The sequence below is a fragment of the Wolbachia endosymbiont (group A) of Epagoge grotiana genome (assembly GCF_947251775.1).
Lineage (GTDB): Bacteria > Pseudomonadota > Alphaproteobacteria > Rickettsiales > Anaplasmataceae > Wolbachia > Wolbachia pipientis.
In genome coordinates this window covers 523,165-544,370 of the sequence record NZ_OX366387.1, presented here as the reverse complement: position 1 = coordinate 544,370, position 21,206 = coordinate 523,165, and the positions used below count along the sequence as shown (strand labels likewise).

The 21,206-nt window shown below is 35.2% G+C and carries 11 protein-coding genes; 5 read left to right on the top strand and 6 right to left on the bottom strand.

Annotated features, from left to right (window positions below; all coding sequences use genetic code 11):
• The first annotated feature begins 3 nt into the window (after window positions 1-3).
• Complete coding sequence (locus OPR50_RS02550; protein ID WP_265024223.1) at window positions 4-1,266, top strand: Tol-Pal system protein TolB; 1,263 nt, start codon at window positions 4-6, stop codon at window positions 1,264-1,266.
• 40 nt (window positions 1,267-1,306) lie between these two features.
• Here the strand turns inward: OPR50_RS02550 and gatC are convergent, their stop codons facing one another.
• The 3 genes from gatC to OPR50_RS02535 form a co-directional block, all read right to left on the bottom strand.
• Window positions 1,307-1,660 (bottom strand): Asp-tRNA(Asn)/Glu-tRNA(Gln) amidotransferase subunit GatC, encoded by a 354-nt coding sequence (gene gatC / locus OPR50_RS02545; protein ID WP_065094978.1) that lies wholly within the window; start codon window positions 1,658-1,660, stop codon window positions 1,307-1,309.
• Window positions 1,650-2,576 (bottom strand): ribose-phosphate diphosphokinase, encoded by a 927-nt coding sequence (locus tag OPR50_RS02540; protein ID WP_182309371.1) that lies wholly within the window; start codon window positions 2,574-2,576, stop codon window positions 1,650-1,652. Before OPR50_RS02540 ends, gatC begins: the two co-directional genes overlap by 11 nt.
• A gap of 303 nt (window positions 2,577-2,879) precedes the next feature.
• Window positions 2,880-3,746 (bottom strand): ankyrin repeat domain-containing protein, encoded by an 867-nt coding sequence (locus tag OPR50_RS02535; RefSeq protein WP_006280296.1) that lies wholly within the window; start codon window positions 3,744-3,746, stop codon window positions 2,880-2,882.
• A gap of 674 nt (window positions 3,747-4,420) precedes the next feature.
• On the opposite strand from OPR50_RS02535, the gene OPR50_RS02530 reads away from it, so the two are divergent.
• Both OPR50_RS02530 and OPR50_RS02525 read left to right on the top strand, forming a co-directional pair.
• Window positions 4,421-5,401: a WD_0033/WD_0034 family tandem repeat-containing protein gene (locus OPR50_RS02530; RefSeq protein WP_265024222.1), complete on the top strand. Its 981-nt coding sequence runs from the start codon at window positions 4,421-4,423 to the stop codon at window positions 5,399-5,401.
• Window positions 5,402-5,551: 150 nt separating this feature from the next.
• Window positions 5,552-7,195: a WD_0033/WD_0034 family tandem repeat-containing protein gene (locus OPR50_RS02525; RefSeq protein ID WP_265024221.1), complete on the top strand. Its 1,644-nt coding sequence runs from the start codon at window positions 5,552-5,554 to the stop codon at window positions 7,193-7,195.
• Window positions 7,196-7,831: 636 nt separating this feature from the next.
• Here OPR50_RS02525 and purD read toward each other — a convergent pair.
• Together purD and serS are read right to left on the bottom strand one after the other, a co-directional pair.
• Window positions 7,832-9,103 carry a phosphoribosylamine--glycine ligase gene (gene purD, locus OPR50_RS02520; protein ID WP_138264878.1) on the bottom strand — a complete coding sequence of 424 codons (1,272 nt, stop codon included), beginning with the start codon at window positions 9,101-9,103 and terminating at the stop codon, window positions 7,832-7,834.
• Between the two features lie 34 nt (window positions 9,104-9,137).
• On the bottom strand, window positions 9,138-10,415 hold the full coding sequence (gene serS / locus OPR50_RS02515) for a serine--tRNA ligase (RefSeq protein ID WP_265024321.1): 1,278 nt from the start codon (window positions 10,413-10,415) through the stop codon (window positions 9,138-9,140).
• A 304-nt stretch (window positions 10,416-10,719) separates the two neighbouring features.
• Here serS and OPR50_RS02510 point away from each other — a divergent pair, with 304 nt between their 5' ends.
• Both OPR50_RS02510 and dusB read left to right on the top strand, forming a co-directional pair.
• Window positions 10,720-11,664, top strand: coding sequence for a C48 family peptidase (locus OPR50_RS02510; RefSeq protein WP_265024220.1), 945 nt, complete (start codon window positions 10,720-10,722; stop codon window positions 11,662-11,664).
• 25 nt (window positions 11,665-11,689) lie between these two features.
• Complete coding sequence (gene dusB, locus OPR50_RS02505) at window positions 11,690-12,652, top strand: tRNA dihydrouridine synthase DusB (protein ID WP_264339239.1); 963 nt, start codon at window positions 11,690-11,692, stop codon at window positions 12,650-12,652.
• Window positions 12,653-12,658: 6 nt separating this feature from the next.
• Here the strand turns inward: dusB and OPR50_RS02500 are convergent, their stop codons facing one another.
• Window positions 12,659-21,172: a DNA-directed RNA polymerase subunit beta/beta' gene (locus OPR50_RS02500; protein ID WP_265024219.1), complete on the bottom strand. Its 8,514-nt coding sequence runs from the start codon at window positions 21,170-21,172 to the stop codon at window positions 12,659-12,661.
• Between the last annotated feature and the right edge of the window lie 34 nt (window positions 21,173-21,206).

Below are 21,206 nucleotides of genomic sequence, written 5' to 3'. Positions count from 1 at the left end.
TGAATGAAGCTATTCGTTCATCTGGTGTTATTTATTTCGTTATTTATTCCTTATTTTACAAAAGCTGCTTTATATGTTGATATAAAAAAAAGCAGTGTTGGTAACATTGGTCTTGTTGTATCTAAATGTACATGTAAAACAGCGTTGGAAAGCGAGTTAAGCGAAAATATTGCAAAGGTAATAGGAACAAATTTATCTAATTGTAGCTTATTTAATGTAAAACGTGGCGCGGAAGCTGAATCTAAATCTTGGAAAAGCGATACTGTAGTCACAGTAAGTTTAAGCGAAATATCTGGTAGTGCATTAGAGCTATCATTTCGTTTATTTGACGCTTTTACAAAAAGAGAATTACTTACTCAGTCAGTTGTTTTTCCAGCAAAAGACTGGAGAAAAATTGGTCACCTCGTTTCGGATGTGATACATGATAGATTAATTGGTGAGAAAGGGCACTTCAACACAAAAATCACGTATATCGCTGAAGAAAAAGATAGCAACTACAAATCTGTGCGTAAAATTGCTGTGATGAATCAAGATGGAAGTAATATAAAATACTTAACAAATGGCGATAGATTTGTGTCAACACCGAGATTCTCACCAAATGGAAAGGGTATTGTTTATATCTCGTACGCAAATGGTAAAAGTTATATAATATTAAAAAATTTAAAAGATAACACTGAATCAATAATCAGCGCATTTGAAGGAGTTGTTTCTGCACCAAGATTTTCTCCCGATGGTAAATCTCTTTTAATTTCCCACTCATTGGGTGGTGAAACGAATATATTATCTTTGGATTTAAGTAGTAAACGAACAAAAAAAATTACTAAAGGTTCAGCTATAAGCACTTCTCCCTCTTTTTCTCCAGATCAAAAGTATATGGCTTTTAGTTCTGATATAAGTGGGAGTCAGCAACTGTACGTTATCGATTTTACTAACAAAAGTAAAAAACCTAAAAGAATTAGTTTTGGGAGTGGAAGATATGCTACGCCTGTTTGGTCGCCAAAAGGAGATCTGATAGCTTTTACAAAGATTCAGTCAGGAAAATTTTACATAGGAGTTATGAAGCCAGATGGCAAAGAAGAACGTCTGCTTTCAGAGGGGCATAAAATTGAATCCCCGGCATGGCTACCAAATGGCAGAGAAATCATTTTTACAAGAACAGAATCACCAAGCAACTCTAAACTATATTTAGTAGACTTAGTAAAGAAAAATCAAAAAATGGTTTCCACTCCTACAAATGCTTCTTTACCGGATTGGTCTTATTTTTGAAAGTAGATCTATTGTGGATTTGATATAAGCTTGTTTTACCTTAATCGTTTATAACCTTTGGCACTACAAAATACCCATGCTCAGGTTTTGTATTGGACAATATCTCTTCTTTAATATTTTGAGAATTTATAACATCATCGCGTACATGAATGTCCTTGTCTATGCTGCCATAACGCATAGGAGAAACACCTTCAGTATTAACTTGCAATAAAGTATCATGTATCCAATCCAGCATTGTCAGTTCTTTGGAGTAGTGATCAATCTCGTCATTTGATAACTTAATCCTTACAAGCTGTGCAATTTTAAGCATTTCTTCCTTGGTAATTGTTATTTTTCTCTTATTTGCAAATTCTATTAGTGAAGTAATAACGTCTTCTGTTGACTTAGCTGGCATTTCTACCTCCTTGGATGAAGTGAGTTAAAATATTTACAACCGAAACAACTTCTATTTTACCAGTTTTTTCAAGTTTGTGAAGTATGGTATCCGTAATCACTAATTTATCTAAAGAAGAGGAAGAGATTTTCTCAACTGCACTTCCTGAAAGCACACCGTGTGTGATGCATGAAGTTACGGACTTTGCTCCGTAACTTTTTAAAGCAAGAGCTGCATTACACAATGTTCCACCAGAGTCAACTATATCATCAACAATGACACAATTTTTGTTTGCAACTTCTCCTATTATGTTCATTACTTGAGATGTGCCTGCTTTCTCCCTATATTTATCTACTACAATAATCTTATCACTTAACCCTATCTTGTACTTTTCCTCTAAAGTCTTTGCAAAAGCACGTGCTCTACCAATTGCTCCAACATCAGGTGCAACAATTGCCAAATTTTCCGTGTGTATAGAGTCAACAAATGCTTCAAAGCAGTTCAAATTAGTTATCGGTACATCAAAGAATCCTTCAATTTGACTTGAGTGCAAATCAATAACTGCAACGCTACTTGCACCTGCAGTTTGAATAAGATTTGCAACTAATTTGGCACTTAAAGCAGACTGCACATTATTGTTCTTGATAATTCTATCTTGCCTGCTATATCCATAATAAGGAATAATTACTACTATCCTTTTGGCTCCTAATCTATTTACTGCATCAATTATGAGCAGAAGCTCCATAAGGTTATCATTCACAGGGGGAGAAAGAGATTGTATTATATATACTTCTTGATTATATAGATCATTTGCTACTTCTACATTTACCTCGCCATCGGTAAACTTTGATATCCAAGCAGAGGATGGTTGAACATCTAGCCGGTTAACTACTGATTCCCCTAATTCCTTACTAGCATTACCTATTACTATCTTCATAACGCACTAATTGAGTTTTTAAGATTATACAGAAATTGTAAAATAATTGAAATGTAAGTGTCTTTATCTAGCATTCTTGTCGGTGAATTAGGTACCTCTTGTACAATGACCTGTCATTTTCACGCGTTGTTTCAATATACAGACCCAAATTGAAACAACTATACAAAATCCTGCTTATGTTTCAAGATAAATGACTTTAATGAAATATAATTTATCTAGTCATTTGTATCTGCTAACATACTACACTTCCCATTGTAGAGCCTCTGCAACTTACTGAAATTTATAATCGCTTTATAAAAAGTTTTATACTCTTTGCTTAATTGGAGGCGCTACCTCTGCACTTTCTGCTCTGTCTAGGGTACTACTTGGTTTTTCTGCAGTAATTTTTTGAATGCTACCATCTACCTTATTCTTGATATCTGCTCCATATGATCTTAATACTTCAATAGCTTTCTCGTTTCCACTATTCAGCGCAATATCCAAAGCATCCATTCCATCATTATTTTTGTGGTTGATAAAATTCTCTAACTCAAAGATTTTTATATATTGCTCAATGATGAATTCTACCACTTTTCCAGGGCAATTATTAGCGGCAGGAAAGAGTACTGCATTGTTATTATTGTCTTTCTTTGTTACATCTGCTTTGAGCTTGTCTATCAAATACTTGATAATTTCTATTCTGCTATCATCTTCTGCTTCAGTGCACTGCCTAGCAGCTAAAAACAGAGCTGTTCGCCCATTATTGTCCACATCTTCAATATCTTGTCCCTTATCAATTAAGGCTTGTATTATATTTTTGTTCCCATATAAAGCAGCAAAGTGAAGAGGAGTATACCCTTCGGTGCTTTCTCTTTCATTAATCAATGCACCATGGCTAGCTAGTAATTCTATAAATTCTGGCGTATTTGCAAAAACTGCAAAGTGCATTGGTGTTAGATCATCTTTACCATGATTTTGAGTTTTTGCATTAACGTTTGCTCCATTTTTTATCAGCAATTTTGCTATTTCTAATTGTTTGCGTCCGATGGCAATATGCAGTGGCGTACGATTGCGTTCATAATGATCATTGACGTTTGTGCCACACTTTATTAGTAGTTCTGCAGCTTCAATATTACCTTCCTGAATTGCAACGTATAAGGAAGCATATCCATCTTTTGTTTCCTCTGTCATACGAAATTGCGAACATGTTAGTTCATATATTATTAAGGATTATTATTAAGTTTTTATTAATACAATATTAATGTAGCGGGATGACGAGCTTATCGTCATCCCGCCGCGAACCGTCATACCACTGCGAACCGTCATCCCGCCGCGGTATCTCTAGATCCCGCTAACAACTTACTATTACCCACAAATAAAAACATAATATTGTATTTACTCAAATAATTTAATTTTATTAACCTGAAAGCTTATTAGATTAAAATTATTAAACTAAGAGTTATAATTTTAGCAACTAAAAGCTGTAAATTGCACCATATAAACAGTTATTTCAAGCAAAAGTTATGCCATTAAGAGCTATGCAACAAACATTTATATTTGTGGGTAATAGTAAGCGCTAACAAGCAGCGGGATGACGGTTTTTCAAATTATCGTAAGTCAGTTTAGCTATAGCTACAAGTTTCATTCTTCCCTTACAAATAACTTTACTGCGTCCTTTTTTCGGATTCAGAATTAGCAAGAAACGTTCTTGTAAGGTGGTCTACTAAAATTTTACTTTATAAAACAATGTCTGAGCTATGCAATTAATACATTGTCAACACAACTGATTCATAAAAGCAAATATTATAACCACGAAGAGAGAAAATGTTATGCTTAGTTTAATAAGAAAGACCTTGAGAAAAAAAATGACTCATCAGGTAAACGATTCGAAATTGAAAGAGAAAGATGAAAAAAGTATTTTAAAATTAGCATCAAAAATAGAAGGCAAAAAAAGTAGCATTGCTGAAGAACTAGAAAAAATATCTGAAAAGGAAAAACAAAGGATTCTTATTACGGAAGTAAGCAAACATCGGGGTAAAGAACCAACTATTATATCACTTGCTTATGCTATACTACGTAAAGATAGTATAGCTGTTGAGAAAATGTTAAGAGTAGCTAAAGAAAACGGTATTCTGAAAGACATTCTTGACGCAACAACAACTATAAAATATCCAGGTGGTCAGGAAGAAACTTGCACACCACTTACTTATGCCATATTATGTAAAAATAGCAAAACTATTGAAGAAACTTTAAAAGTCTCTAAAGAAAACGGTATTCTGAAAGATATTCTTAACGCAACAACAACTATAAAATATCCAGATGGTCGGAGAGCAACTGTTACACCACTTGCTTATGCTATACTATATGAAGATAGTATAGCTATTGAAGAAATTTTAAAAGTCTCTAAGGAGAACGGTATTCTGAAAGATATTCTTAACACAACAGCAACTATAAGATATCCAGATAACAAGGAAGTGACTTACGCGCCACTTGCTTATGCTATGTTCTGGAAGGATAGCAAAGCTATTAAAGAAATTCTAGTAGCAGCTGAAGAGAACAGTATTCTGAAAGATATTCTTAACACAACAACAACCATGAAATATCTAGACCGGGAAGTGACTTACACACCACTTGCTTATGTTATACTACGTAGAGATAGTATAGCTGTTGAGAAAGTGTTAAGAGTAGCTAAAGAAAACGGTATTCTGAGAGATATTCTTGACACAACAATAACTATAAAACATTTAGATAGCCGGGAAGTGACTTACACACCACTTGCTCATGCTATGTTCTGGGACTTACTATTACCCACAAATAAAAACATAGTATTGTATTTACTCAAATAATTTAATTTTATTAACCTGAAAGCTTATTAGATTAAAATTATTAAACTAAGAGTTATAATTTTAGCAACTAAAAGCTGTAAATTGCACCATATAAACAGTTATTTCAAGCAAAAGTTATGCCATTAAGAGCTATGCAACAAACATTTATATTTGTGGGTAATAGTAAGGTTCTGGGAGGATGGCAAAATTATTAAAGAAATTCTAGTAGCAGCTGAAGAGAACAGTATTCTGAAAGATATTCTTGACGCAACAACAACTATAAAATATCTAGATGGTCAAGAAGAAATTTACACACCGCTTACTTACGCCATATCATGTAAAAATAGCAAAACTATTGAAGAAATTTTAAAAGTCTCTAAAGAAAACGATATTCTGAAAGACATTCTTGACGCAACAACAACTATAAAATATCTAGATGGTCAGAAAGAAATTTACACACCGCTTACTTACGCTATATCATGTAAAAATAGCAAAACTATTGAAGAAATTTTAAAAATCTCTAAAGAAAACGGTATTCTGAAAGATATTCTTGATGCAACAACAACTATAAAATGTCCAGATGGTCATGAAGAAACTTGCGCACCGCTTACTTATGCTATACTACGTAAAGATAGTATAGCTGTTGAGAAAATGTTAAGAGTAGCTAAAGAAAACGATATTCTGAAAGACATTCTTGACGCAACAACAACTATAAAACATTCAGATAGCCGGGAAGTAACTTACACACTACTTGCTTATGCTATACTGCGTGAAAATAGTATAGCTATTGAAGAAATTTTAAAAATCTCTAAGGAGAACAGTATTCTGAAAGATATTCTTAACGCAACAATAACTATAAAATGTCTAGATGGTCGGAGAGTAACTGTTACACCACTTGCTTATGCTATACTACGTAAAGATAGTATGGCTGTTGAGAAAATGTTAAGAGTAGCTAAAGAAAACGGTATTCTGAAAGACATTCTTGACGCAACAACAACTATAAAATATCCAGATGGTCAGGAAGAAACTTGCACACCACTTGCTTATGCTATACTACGTAAAGATAGTATGGCTGTTGAGAAAATGTTAAGAGTAGCTAAAGAAAACGGTATTCTGAAAGACATTCTTAACACAACAATAACCATAAAACATAAAAATAATCAAAAAGTAACTGATAAGTTACTTGCCGCATTACATGATCGCAAAGTTATTCAAAAAATTTTAGACATAGCTAGAGAAAATGATATTCTGAAAGACATTCTTAATGCAACAATAACTATAAAATATCCAGATAGTGAAGAAAAAATCTACACACCACTTACTTATACAATATCATGTAAAAGCAACGAAGCTTTTAATACAACAAGAGCTATAAATCAAGATGGTCAGGAAAAAACTCACATCCCATTTCCTACCCTTGATAAAAGAGAAACTGAATTAAAATTAAAAAAAAAAAGACAAAGTAGAAGAGATGAGGGATTAAATTTTAACAATGGTAGTAGTGACAAAAATGTTGAAATAAAAGTTAATGGGGATATCTTGTTGCAGCATAGTAGTGGAATTGAAAATGAAATAAATCATACTGCTGTACGTAATGATGTAAGGGGGGTAAAGCCTCTAATAGAAAGTAGAGTAAATGTTAAAGTACAGAATATAAATGCAGTGATTGCAACTTCTGTGACATTTAAAATGATTGCAACTTCTGTGACACTTGAGTTGGTAGCTAGTAAAATAACATGTGTACTGTCAAAACCCACCACTAAATTGGAAGAAGTAGCTATAACATATTTTCAAGGTTTAGCACTATATTTGTGAAACTTAATTTATATGTGCTAAACAAGATGCTGATTAGTTTTATAGCTAACCCAAGAAAGGTTTCCCTACGTCATACCGCCGCGGTATCTCTAGATCCCGCTAACAAGTAGCGGGATGACGATTGTCGTTTAGCCATAAATATTTAAGAAATTTACCAAATGAAAAAAAAGGCAAAAGAAGCCCTGGGGTTATTATCTGCTTTAAAATATTGGCGTTTTTTATGTTTTAAACGCTTGACAAGCAAGATTTAGCTGCTTTTAATTGCAACTAACCTATGCTGCAAATGTTTAAGAAATTTACCAAGCAGAAAAAAAGACAAAGAATCCCCGAGTTAGCTAGTCTTTTACTATCTCTGTCGAGTATTGGCATTTTTTGATGTCTTGTAACGCTTTATAAGCGCGTTCAGCTTATTTAGATAAAAATCTAGATGTAGATGAAGTTTTGTAAAGACATACAGTATCTATATACTGCAAAAAATTGAACATAAGACGCCGATACATTAAGTAATCCTTACCTTTTAATCTGCAGATTGGCGAAAGCAAATACAATAGCTTCAGTTTCATGATAAGGGGGCTGGCGGAGTTTGTCAAGGAAGTTTTTCGTTTCTGTGAACCACCTGCTAACCGACAGCTAACATTAACTACCGATATCGTATCTGAAGAAGCCCCCTGGCCATTCTAAAAAATTTAATGCTGAGTACACCTTACTTTTGGCTTCCTCTATAGTGCTCCCTTCTGCTACTATATTTAGCACTCTTCCGCCATCGGAAACTAAGTTACCACTTTCATCGAATTTAGTACCAGCATGAAACACCAACACACCAGGAATGCTTTCAATCTTATCTAATCCTTTAATTACTTCTCCCTTTTGATAATCACCCGGATAGCCTTTACTTGCAACAACTACACAAACTGTAGATTTGTTGTTAAGTTCCACCATTTTGACATTTAACTTTCCTTCTGCAACTGACAACATCAATTTTAACAAATCGCAATTTGAATCAAATCTAGGTAATATAGATTGCGTTTCTGGATCACCGAATCTAACGTTATACTCGAGAAGTTTTGGGCTATCTTTGCAAATCATTAAACCAGCAAAGAGTACTCCTTTATAAGACGTACCCATGTTAACCAATGCTTGAGCTGTAGGGTATATTATTTTTTGGATAATTTTTTGCTCCATGTCCTTACTTATAATTGAAGGTGATGAGTACGACCCCATACCTCCAGTATTTTGGCTTTCATTACTTTCATCAACTCTCTTATAATCTTTTGCACACCCAAGAGTTACTACTTTCAACCCATCAATAAGAGCAAAAAAACTTACTTCTTCTCCAACTAAAAACTCTTCTATGATTATTTCTTCACCTGATTCACCAAATTTTTTCTCCACTAGCATTGAATTTATTGCTGAAAAAGCTTCGCTTTCTGTATTACATATAACCACCCCTTTTCCTGCTGCAATTCCATTTGCTTTCACTACAAGTGGAAACTTTATTTTATTGCTACGTACAAAATCTTTAGCTAACCCTTCATCAACAAAACACTCGTACTTGGCAGTTGGTATACCATATCGTTTACATAGTCCCTTGGTGAAAGACTTCGATCCCTCAAGTTTTGCAGTTGCTTGACTTGGAGCAAAAACATTTATTCCCTCTGCAACTAAATCATCAGCAAGCCCATCAATTATTGGTTGTTCTGGACCAATAACAACCAACTCTATATTTTCTCTCTTGCAAAATTGTGTAACATCCACTGAATTTTGAATATTTACATCCACAAGAGCCCCAAGATCTTTCATAGCTTGGCGACCAGGAGTTACATATAACTCAGTCAAGATAGGAGATTTTTTTAGAGCCCAAAGTAGAGCGTGCTCACGCCCACCAGAACCTATAACCAGAACCTTCATCTTTATTTCCTCGCTTTTCTATATGTCAAAATTATTATTTGCTTATAACAGTATCATTACTCATGTATTTTTGCAACACGTTTGGTATTGCAATCGACCCGTCAGAATTTTGATAATTCTCCATTATGGCAATAATCGTTCTTCCTATAGCTAAAGCTGAGCCGTTTAAAGTGTGAACATATTTTTTTATCTTTTTATTAGTTTCTGAAGAGTATTTAGCGTTCATCCTTCTTGCTTGAAATGCACCACAATTTGAGCAGCTTGATATTTCTCTATATTTATTTTGCCCAGGTAACCATACCTCTATGTCATAAGTCCTTTGTGCAGCAAAACCCATATCGCCACTGCAAAGCAGCATTACTCTGTATGGCAATTCTAATTTTTTTAATATCTCTTCAGCAACACTAGTCATACCCTCAAGCTCATCATTTGATTGGTCTTCAGTTGTGATGCTTACCAACTCCACTTTACCAAATTGGTGTTGCCTTATCATGCCCCTGGTATCGCGACCTGCACTACCTGCTTCTTTACGAAAGCACTCCGAATATGCAGTAAAGCGAATAGGCAGTTCTTTTTCTTCCATTATTTTGTCAGCAACTAAATTTGTTAAAAACACTTCACTTGTGGGAATCAACCTCAATTCGTCGGTAGTTAAATACGAATCGTCAGAAAATTTCGGTAGCTGACCAACATTATACATAGCCTCGTTTTTCACCAAAGTCGGGTGGTACACCTCAGTATAGCCAAATTCATTAACATGCATTTCAAGCATAAAATTTATTAGCGCTCGTCCAAGCTTAGCTAACTGTCCTTTTAATATCGTAAATCTTGATCCGGAAATTCTCGCCGCTTGTTCGAAGTCCATTAAACCTAATTTTTCTCCGAGTTCATAATGAGATTCTGGTACAAAATCAAACTGTCTTTTTCCTCCATATCTTCTCACCTCTAAATTAGAGTTCTCATCTGCGCCTATTGGCACATCTTGCGCAGGAATATTCGGCAAGTTAGATAAAACATTCACTAACTTATCCTTTTCTGCTTGTTCTTTTAAGCTGATTGCCTCTATCTCATTTGTGATGCTTTTTGACAACTCTATTTGCTCTTCACAGGGGCTCTTGCTCATTTTAAGCTTTTTTATTTCCTCTGTGATTTCATTGCGCTGCCTATTCAAATCCTGCAGTTTAGTGGTTAATGATCTTTTCTCGTGATCGATTTCTAATATCTCTTCCGCAGTAGATTCTCTAATTCCCCTGCTTTTCATTGCCTTTTCAAATCCTTCAGGGTTTTTGCGTATATATTCTATATCGTGCATATATTGTGCTATTACTAACATTGTTACTGTACTCCAAAAGCTCTTAATATTCAATATATTCTCATACTACTAAAATTATTATGGTTGATTTTTTTGTTAGAATTTGTTAAAATTAATTAACTTAGCGTTCATAGGATGTGGTATGTTGGGCATCACAGGAAAATGTAATCAATTAAAAAAGAGCACTTACTTTGCTGATTGGAAATTCGTTATCTACGCTACTTGTGTATGCCTAGCAGCCACATTCGCTGCTGGCTGTTTAGGGGCGGTAATAGGATCCCCTCTATTGACCTTTCCACTTGCTATGCTCATCTCTAACCCCGTAGTTTGGGTTTTAATGGGAATAATTCTTACAGTAGCATACAAAATGGTTGTTGAACCTTTATTTTACTTAGCGAAGAACTATATTAATGGAAAAAGAGCAAGTCAAGGTGAGCAAAAAACTCAAGATGGAGATAGTGGTATTGTACCAGGAAGTGAACCCAATTCAAGGAACAGTAGTCGTAGAAGCTCTTTGGATAGTGGTTTGGGTGGTAAAGAGTTTCACGAAGATTTGGACACTCTTGTGCATCAGACAAACAGAAAAAACTATAGTTACTGGTTAGATGATAATGACATTACACATATTGCAAGAGTTGTATATGGGTACTCACAAAGTGAATATAGTAATAATAATGTCTATTTTCTTGCCCCTAGCTATTCTAATGGTTGGGACGAACTCACAAAAGAATTTCTTCAGAATTATAGAGGTGAATTCAAACAAAATTCTAAATTGATATTTACTTCGGTTCTTCATATTAACAATAATCATTGGGTAACTTTGGTTATTAAACCTGATGCAGGTGATAAAAAATTTAGAGCTTATTACTGTGACTCATTTGGTAATCAATTGCCAGATAATGTGCTAAATATTGTTAAAAGAGAACTGCAAAAAGAGGAATGGGTATTAGACATAAGAATTTCCCCAACTAAGCAGCAAAGTGACGGGTATAACTGTGGAATATTTGCGTTAGAAAATGCTCATAAAATTACACAAATGCTTAACGAAGACAAATCATTTGACGAAATTGACAAAAAGTTATCAGAATATAAATTTGATTTGAATGAGAAAAGAGAAGAATTTACAAGAGCGCTTATGGAAGATGAGAAATGTAAGGAAGATCTAAGAAATCGTAAGCATCCGCCAAGGACGAAAACATCTCAGTCTTCTATTTCAAGGGAGAATGCAAGTTTGTGTTGCATTATGTAATCAATGAAAAATTACCATTGACCTTATGCCCCTCCAAATAGGAAATTTGACAATTGATTCTCCAGTTATTTTAGCTCCAATGTCTGGAGTGACTGATTATCCGTTTAGAAGTATTGTGAAGAAACTTGGTGCAAGTTTGTTAGTTTCAGAGATGATTGCAAGCAGAGCTATGATTATGCAAACTCGCCAGAGTTTGCAAAAAGCAAAAGTCGATGCATTAACTGCTGTTCAGCTTGCTGGATGCGAACCGAATGTTATGGCAGAAGCTGCAAAATTGAATGAGGATATGGGAGCAAAAATTATAGACATAAACTTTGGTTGCCCTGTTAAAAAAGTTGTAAACGGTTATGCAGGATCAGCGCTAATGCGTGATGAGAAAAAAGCCGCTGAGATAATTGAAGCTGTGGTCAAAGCAGTGAATATGCCAGTTACGGTGAAAATGCGCACTGGATGGAACGATGAAAATCGCAATGCCCCGAGACTTGCGAAAATTGCCGAAGACTTAGGAGCAAAAATGATCACTGTGCATGGAAGAACAAGAGCGCAGCTTTATAATGGTCAAGCAGATTGGAAATTCGTTAGAAATGTTAAAGAGCAAGTGAAAATTCCAGTTATAGTAAATGGCGATATTAAAAATTTAAATGATATTCAGAATGCTCTCAAAGAATCTGGAGCAGACGGAGTGATGATAGGTCGTGGTGCCTACGGTAAACCTTGGCTGATTAATCAAGCAATGAACTTTCTCAGTGGAAGTGAAACTTCTGAGCCAACAGCTTCAGAGAGATTAAGCATCATACTCGAGCATTACGACAATATTCTTGAGTACTATGGAAATGACACAGGAATAAAGATGGCCCGCAAACACATAGGTTGGTACAGTAGCGGGCTTCAAGGCTCATCTGAATTTCGTGTGAGAGTAAATAACATGACAGATAGCACAGAAGTGAAAGAAAATATTATTGGCTTTTTTGGTCAAGAGACACACTAGCTGTACTCAATTCGACTGATCGTATGCCACTACGCTCTCTTCCTCACCAGAGTGTAAATGACAACCATTATCCATCAACCATTCCTCGTCATAAGTTTCAATATCAAAATATTTTTCATATTTATCCACATTATCACAAAGTGAAAGTGCTCTGATCTTATTCATAATCAAACCTGTACCAGCAGGAATTAATCTTCCTACTATAACATTTTCTTTTAATCCACTTAAAGGATCACTCTTCCCGCAGAATGCTGCTTCTGTAAGTACTTTTGTTGTCTCTTGGAAAGAGGCAGCAGAAATAAAGGAGCTAGTTTCAAGACTTGCCCTAGTAATCCCCTGCAGAATAGGAAGATAATGAGTAGGCCGTTTGCCAGAGTTACTCATAGCATCATTTTCCCTATCAACTTCCAGCTTGTCAATGCTTTCGCCAACCAAGTACATAGTATCACCAGGATCAGTAATTTCCACTTTTTGTAGCATTTGTTTTAAGATCACCTCTAAATGCTTATTGTCTATACGAACACCCTGCAATCTATAAACTTGCTGTATTTCAGAAATCATATAGTGCGCTAAAGCTTCTAACCCAAGCACACGTAAAATATCATGGAGATCAGGGTCACCATCCATCAATAGATCACCTTTACGTACAAAATCACCTTCATTGACTATTACATGCTTACTTCTTGATACCAAATATTCAACTGGAGAAATTTGTTCATCTACAGGTTTAATTAATATACTGCGTTTTCCTCTACGGTCTTTTTCAGAAAACGCTACATAGCCATCTATCTCACTAACAATAGCATGCTCTTTAGGACGACGTGCTTCAAATAACTCTATAACCCTCGGTAAACCACCAGTAATATCACGAGTTTTAACTGACTCTCTTGGTGTTCTTGTAATAACATCACCTGCATGAACCTTCTGGCCATCTTGTACATTGAGCACTGCACCGATTGGTATAAAATAACATGCTTCAACGCCACTTGCGAGTGTCATTACTTTACCATTATCGTCAAGCAGCACAATACGAGGACGTAAATTAGCTCCACCAGAATGCAATTTCCAGTCTTTTACTACTTTGCTTGATATTCCTGTAGATTCATCCATCACTTCAGTGATCGAAATTCCATCTTTTAAGTCCTGATAAGACACTGTACCAGTCTTCTCCGTGATAATAGGCAATGTATAAGGATCCCATTCCGCAACTTTATCGCCAATTTTTACTGACCCACTCTCATCTACATAAAGCTTAGCGCCGTAAGGTACACTGTGCTTCAACTTCTCACTACCAAGGCTATCAATCAACACAACTTCACAGGAACGGCTTATCACAATTTTATTTCCGTTTCTATCTATAATTATATTACTATTGTTTAACTTTATTTTAGCATTAATAGAAGCTATAATATTCGAGGATTCAACGCCTCTAGTCATTACTCCACCTATATGAAAAGTACGCATCGTTAACTGAGTACCTGGCTCTCCAACAGATTGAGCAGCTATAACACCAACTGCTTCACCTATTGAAACAATTTTACCAGTTGCAAGGTCTCTTCCATAACATAAAGAACATACACCAGGACTTATTTCACAAGTTAAAGGCGATCTAATTTTTACAACATCAAGACCTGCAATGCTGATTTGCTTTACTTTATCCTCATCAATTAATTCCCCTGCTTTTACTAATAATTCTTTTGTCACTGGGTTATATATATCATTTGCAGCTGTTCTACCCAGCACAACACTCTCTAGAGATGCAACTATAGTACTTCCTTCAACTGTAGCTCTCACAACAAGACCATTTTTTGTTTTACAGTCATGCTTTGTAACTATGCAATTTTGAGATACATCAACTAAACGACGAGTTAAGTATCCAGAGTTTGCAGTTTTAAGTGCAGTGTCAGCTAAACCTTTACGCGCACCGTGAGTAGAATTAAAGTATTCAAATACGTTCAATCCTTCACGGAAATTAGAAATTATAGGTGTTTCTATAATCTCACCAGAAGGTTTGGTCATGAGCCCTCGCATTCCTGCTAGCTGTTTCATCTGTGAAGTAGAACCCCTTGCACCAGAGTTAACCATCATATACACTGAGTTGTACTTACTATTTCCATCATATATAGATATTGCTTTTAACATATCATTAGCTATCATATCCGTACACTTAGACCATTCATCTATAACCTTGTTATACCTCTCACTTCTAGTTATTAGCCCATCTTGATATTGCATAGAGAATTTCTTAATTTCACCCCTCGCGTGATCAACATGTGTAGCTTTAGTTTCAGGTATAACCATATCACAACGACCAAAAGAGACACCAGAAAATGTGGCATACTCAAAGCCAAGTACCATTAATTTATCAGAAAATGCCACTGTAGCACTTTGACCACAGTTACGATATACCAAATCAACTATACCAGTTATTTCCTTGACTGTTAATATCTGATTTATTAGATCGAAGCCTAGATTCTCATGCTTAGGAAAAATTTGCCATAATATTAAACGGCCAGGAGTTGTACAAACAGTTTTATAGTGAGTTTCACCGCTGCTATTAATATACTCCATCCTATACTTTATACTAGAATGAATATGTAAAGTACCATCACTCAAGGAATGCTCAACTTCACAAAAAGCACCAAAAGATGGTAAATTATCTTCCTTAGGTTCTTGTAAAGTCAGATAATATATACCAAGTACTATATCTTTACTAGGAACTATAATCGGTCTGCCATTAGAAGGACTTAAAACGTTATTAGTGGACATCATCAACACCCTAGCTTCAAGCTGAGCTTCCAATGAAATTGGCACATGCACTGCCATTTGATCACCATCAAAATCAGCATTAAACGCCGTACAGACAAGCGGATGAAGCTGTATTGCTTTGCCTTCAATAAGGATTGGCTCAAAAGCCTGAATACCAAGTCTATGTAGCGTAGGCGCTCTATTCAACAAAACAGGATGCTCTTTTATTACCTCTTCAAGCATATCCCAAACTTCTGGTTTTTCTGCTCTTATCAACTTACTAGCAAACTTAATAGTTGGAGCCATACCATACATCTTAAGCTTTGAGTAAACAAAAGGTTTGAATAGTTCAAGAGCCATTCTTTTTGGTAATCCACACTGATTTAGTTTCAAAGTTGGACCAACAACTATTACAGAACGTCCAGAGTAGTCTACCCTTTTTCCTAAGAGGTTCTGGCGAAAACGACCCTGTTTTCCTTTTAACATATCACTAATGGACTTTTTATATCCAACAGCACCAGCTTTATTTACCAAAGTATTACGACGACTATTATCAAAAAGAGAATCAACTGCTTCTTGTAACATCCTTTTTTCATTACGAATCATAATCTCAGGAGGATTTAAGCTCAACAATTTCCTCAACCTGTTATTTCTATTAATAATAGTCCTATAATGATGATTCAGATCAGAAACTGCAGGACGACCACTCTCAAGCGATACCAAAGGACGCAAATCAGGTGGTAAAATAGGTATAGTTGTAAGTATCATCCACTCAGGCCTATTTCCAGATTTAATGAAGTTTTCAACAATACGCAATCTCTTTATAATTTTCTTTCTTCTTATCTCAGAAGCAACAGATTCTAATTCTAGTCTTAAATCCTTCCTAATTTCATGTAAATCAAGGCGCGTTAGCAACTCTCTTATAGCTTCAACACCTTGCATAGCTACAAAACTATCGATCCCATAGCTATCTTTAGCTTCATTATAAGCTTTTTCACTAATAATCTCACCTTTTTCAAAAGGCGAAACAAGAGGATCTATTACGATATAATTATCGCTATATAAAATATTCTCAATATCTCTGAGAGACATATCCAATAATGCTCCAATTCTTGAAGGAAGCGATTTCAAAAACCATATATGAGCAACAGGAGATGCAAGCTCTATATGACCCATCCTTTCTCTTCTTACTTTAGAAGATGTAACTTCTACTCCGCATTTTTCGCATATGCGACCTCTGTGTCTTCTTTTTTTGTATTTTCCACATAAACATTCATCGTCATTGACAGGGCCAAAAACCTTAGGGCAAAATAATCCACCTTTCTCAACTTTGAACGTACGATAATTTGCAGTTGAAACATCTTCTATCTCACCACAAGATATACGCTTAATACTTTCAGGGCTAGCAATCGATATGCTAACCTCATTAAAAGGTTGTGCAATGTTAGTGTGAGATATATCTTCAATCACTACATCATTTTGCTTTAAATCTACATTTAAACATAAAGAACGTAGTTCTTTTATCATCACATTAAAGGATTCAGGAATTCCACATTCAAAATTACTGTCACCTTTTATTATCGATTCATAAATCTTAACTCTACCATTAATATCATCAGACTTCACAGTTAACATTTCCTGCAAAGTATAAGCAGCACCATAGGCTTGTAATGCCCAACATTCCATTTCACCAAAACGCTGACCACCAAAATGAGATTTTCCTCCAAGAGGTTGTTGAGTAACCAAACTATAAGGCCCTACTGAACGCGCATGAATTTTACCATCAACCAAGTGGTGCAACTTAAGCATGTACATGTAACCAACTGTAACCTTGCGGTCGAATTTTTCACCACTGCAACCGTCATATAATACAGCTTGTCCAGAGTTATCTAAACCAGCAAGTTCAAATAATTTTGCTATTTGTTCATCTTTTGGACCCTCAAATACAGGTGCAGCAACAGGAACGCCATCACGTAATTTGCGTGCAAATTCAATGAGATTATTATCACTAATATTACGAATATCATTACAGATAGATACGTTACTGCCATAGCTATAAACCTCAATCAGGAAGTTACGTAAATTGCTGTATGAACTTTTACAAGAGTTCAAATAGTTCTCTACTAACTCATTCAACTCGTCATTTAGTGCATTCTTATTAGGTGTATTTAAAACAGAAGCCGTTATTTCATCATCATCAATATTTTCAATTTTTTTATTATCAAGGTATGCTACTGCAAATTGTGTAAAATTATCATCGTTAAGGGACCTAATTCCCTTGCAAAAAGCACTTTTGATCTTATTGATCTCATCGAGAATATTACTTACCTTTTCCCCTAATTTTCTACAAGCCCAACCTACATGCGTTTCCAGTATTTGCCCTACATTCATTCGTGAAGGAACACCAAGAGGGTTAAGAATAATATCAACAGGAGTACCATCTTCCAAATAAGGCATATCTTCCACTGGCACAACTCGAGAAATCACACCTTTATTTCCATGTCTACCAGCCATTTTATCCCCTGGTTGCAGACTATGTTTCACAGCAATGAAAACTTTTACTGACATCGACACACCTTGAGGCAGGTCATAACCTTCATGTAATTTTTCTACTTTTCGCTTAAACTGTGCTATTGCATGTGATACTTTTTCATCAAAATCTTTTTTTAAGCTCTTAACTTGCTCAGAAATGGATTGGTTTTTTAATCCTATACCCCACCATTGCTCACGTTCAATAGAGTCAAATTTTTCTCGATCTTGAGAACCAGAATTAATAAGAAGTTTCTTCAGTTCATCATAGAAATATTCACTAGTAACATTGATTATATAATCTCGCTCTTCCTCAAAGTCATTTATCTCTTTTTGTTTGATGAGTAATGCCCTTTCATTTTCTTCAACCCCCCTGCGTGTAAAGACTTGTACATCAATTACTGTCCCTTCAACATCTGGAGATGTATATAAAGAGGAATCCGCACAATCGAATGACTTTTCACCAAAAATTGTCATTAATAACTTCGTTTCAGGAGGCAATGAAAGAGAAGGTTTAGGTGTAACTTTACCTACCAGAATATAGCCTGGACCAACTCTTGTACCAATTTTCACTATACCACTATCATCCAAGTGATATAGATTTTCTTCATTAACACCAGGTATAGCACGAGTTATTTTTTCTGATCCTAAAGGGGTATCATGTACAACACAGTCAAATTCTTCTATATGAATAGAAGTAAAGAGATCTTTTTTAACAACTTCACTAGAAATAATAATAGAGTCTTCAAAATTATAACCTTGCCAAGACATAAAAGCGACTAGCAAATTTTTACCAAGCGCCAACTCACCACTGTTAATTGCAGGACCATCAGCTATTACATCACCCTTTTTAACATAATCACCTACGCACACTAGCGGTCTTTGATTAATACAAGTATTATGGTTAGAACGCTGAAATTTCCTTAGATGATAAATATCTACGTCCAAGTAGTTAACCCTTTCTTTATCAAAAGCACGTATAACTATAGAGTTACTATCAGAACTATCAACTATGCCATCGCGTTTTGCTAAAACTACAGCACCAGAGCCAGAAGCTACAAAAGACTCCATACCAGTAGCAACTAGAGGAGCGGTAGGCTTCAATAAAGGTACGGCCTGACGTTGCATATTTGAGCCCATTAATGCTCTATTAGCATCATCATTTTCTAAAAATGGAATCAAGGAAGCTGCAACTGATATTACCTGCTTAGGAGATACGTCAATGTAACTAACTTGGTCGCTACTTACCATGACGAAGCTACCAGCATATCTACAGTATAGCATGTCATCAACAAAGCAATTATTTTCATCAAGCTTTACGCTAGTGTCAGCTATATGATGTGAGCCTTCGTCTATAGCAGAAAGATACTCAATTTGATCAGTAACAACCCTATTGACTACTTTTCTATAAGGGCCTTCAATGAAACCATATTTATTAATACGCGCGTATATAGCTAAGCTGTTGATTAACCCTATATTTTGCCCTTCAGGAGTCTCAATAGGGCAAATTCTTCCATAATGAGTTGGATGAACATCACGCACCTCAAATCCTGCCCGTTCTCTTGTTAAACCGCCAGGACCTAACGCGGATAACCTTCTTTTATGTGTTATTTCAGATAACGGATTAGTCTGATCCATAAATTGAGATAATTGAGAAGAATTGAAGAAATCTCTTAAGACATTAGTTAACACTTTTGGATTAATAAAATCAGATGGAGAAACTTTATCTAAACTAGAAGTGGACATAGAATCAACTATTGCGCGTTCCAATTTCAACAACCCAGTTCTAAATTGATTTTCTATAAACTCTCCAACTGATCTTACTCTTCTGTTTCCTAAATGATCAATATCATCTACAGATCCTTGACCGTCACGTAACAATACTATTTTTTTCACAATTTCAATAATATCTTCATGCGTTAAAACAGTTAAATCCTCATCATAATTTAATCCAAGGTAAGAGTTAAGCTTCAACCTACCAATGTTAGACAAATCATAATATTCCGGACTGAAGAAAAGATTACGGAAAAACTCTTCTACTATCTCTAAAACAGGAACTTCACCAGGACGCAAAACTCTATATATTTCATATAGTGCATCCTGATAAGACATGTTTTCATCTAAGAAAAGCGTATTTAATATATAAGGTCCAACAAACAAATTATCTATGTTCAACACTGATATTTCATCTACAGATAATAACTCAAGCTTCTTTATGTCTTCCAGCTTTATAGATTCACCAGCAGATAAAATTTTCGTAGAGCTAGCACTATCCATTAAATCTTCTGCGAGGAATAAACCACATATAGAATTAAAAGGAACCAGATACTCTTTCAATTCATTATCATATAGCTTTTTAGCTAGTCTTGAGGTAATACAAACGTTAGCTTTAAGCAGCACATTACCTTCAATATCCATTAAGTCGAAAGGCAGCCTCACTCCTTTAAATTTATCAGGAACAAAAGGCACTTTCCAACCATCTTTATGTTTTACATACTTTATTTTCCCATAAAATCTATCGAGTATATCATTATTTGATAGACCCAACGCCTTTAATAAAACTGAAATTGGCAATTTTCTTTTTCTATCAACACGAAAATACAAATGGTCTTTAACATCAAATTCAATATCAAGCCAAGAACCCCTATAAGGAATAATTCTAGCAGAATAGATCAATTTACCAGAATTGTAAGTTTTTCCCTTATCGCTATCAAAAAATACACCAGGAGACCTATGCATTTGTGAGACGATAACTTTTTCCACACCATTAATGATGAAAGTGCCCTTATCAGTCATCATAGGCAACCCACAAAAGTGGACTTTCTGCTCTTCTATAGATTTTACAACGGTTGCAAGTTTAGAATGATCTCCACTCTCTTTAATCGATTTATATTCATCAAGAGAAATACCATCCTGCATAACAACAAGACGTATAGAAGCAATAACCTGAGCAGAAAAAGTTACACCACGCTTTATACACTCAGATTCATCATACTTAGGATCATCTACCCTACAACTTATAAACTCAATAGTAGCCCTACGCAAAGGATCATTTATTGGAAAGATTGTATGAAAGATAACTTCAAGTCTTTCATTACCCTTATTCTTAGGAGTAAAAGAATCATATGATTCTTTTTGAACCTTAACCAAATCCAATAAAGAATCTTTTAAATCAATCGACCTAGAATAAGAAACTCTAGGAACAAAAGCACCAGAAGCGTACATATAAGAAGAATCAACCATTAAAATACCCCAAACTAATTAAAAGAGCTATATC

What these genes read in the sequence shown, in the direction of transcription:
- OPR50_RS02550 (WP_265024223.1), top strand. Translation starts at nt 4, where the DNA reads ATGAAGCTATTCGTTCATCTGGTGTTATTTATTTCGTTATTTATTCCT.
- gatC (WP_065094978.1), bottom strand. Translation starts at nt 1,660, where the DNA reads ATGCCAGCTAAGTCAACAGAAGACGTTATTACTTCACTAATAGAATTT.
- OPR50_RS02540 (WP_182309371.1), bottom strand. Translation starts at nt 2,576, where the DNA reads ATGAAGATAGTAATAGGTAATGCTAGTAAGGAATTAGGGGAATCAGTA.
- OPR50_RS02535 (WP_006280296.1), bottom strand. Translation starts at nt 3,746, where the DNA reads ATGACAGAGGAAACAAAAGATGGATATGCTTCCTTATACGTTGCAATT.
- OPR50_RS02530 (WP_265024222.1), top strand. Translation starts at nt 4,421, where the DNA reads ATGACTCATCAGGTAAACGATTCGAAATTGAAAGAGAAAGATGAAAAA.
- purD (WP_138264878.1), bottom strand. Translation starts at nt 9,103, where the DNA reads ATGAAGGTTCTGGTTATAGGTTCTGGTGGGCGTGAGCACGCTCTACTT.
- serS (WP_265024321.1), bottom strand. Translation starts at nt 10,415, where the DNA reads ATGCACGATATAGAATATATACGCAAAAACCCTGAAGGATTTGAAAAG.
- OPR50_RS02510 (WP_265024220.1), top strand. Translation starts at nt 10,720, where the DNA reads ATGCTCATCTCTAACCCCGTAGTTTGGGTTTTAATGGGAATAATTCTT.
- dusB (WP_264339239.1), top strand. Translation starts at nt 11,690, where the DNA reads ATGCCCCTCCAAATAGGAAATTTGACAATTGATTCTCCAGTTATTTTA.
- OPR50_RS02500 (WP_265024219.1), bottom strand. Translation starts at nt 21,172, where the DNA reads ATGGTTGATTCTTCTTATATGTACGCTTCTGGTGCTTTTGTTCCTAGA.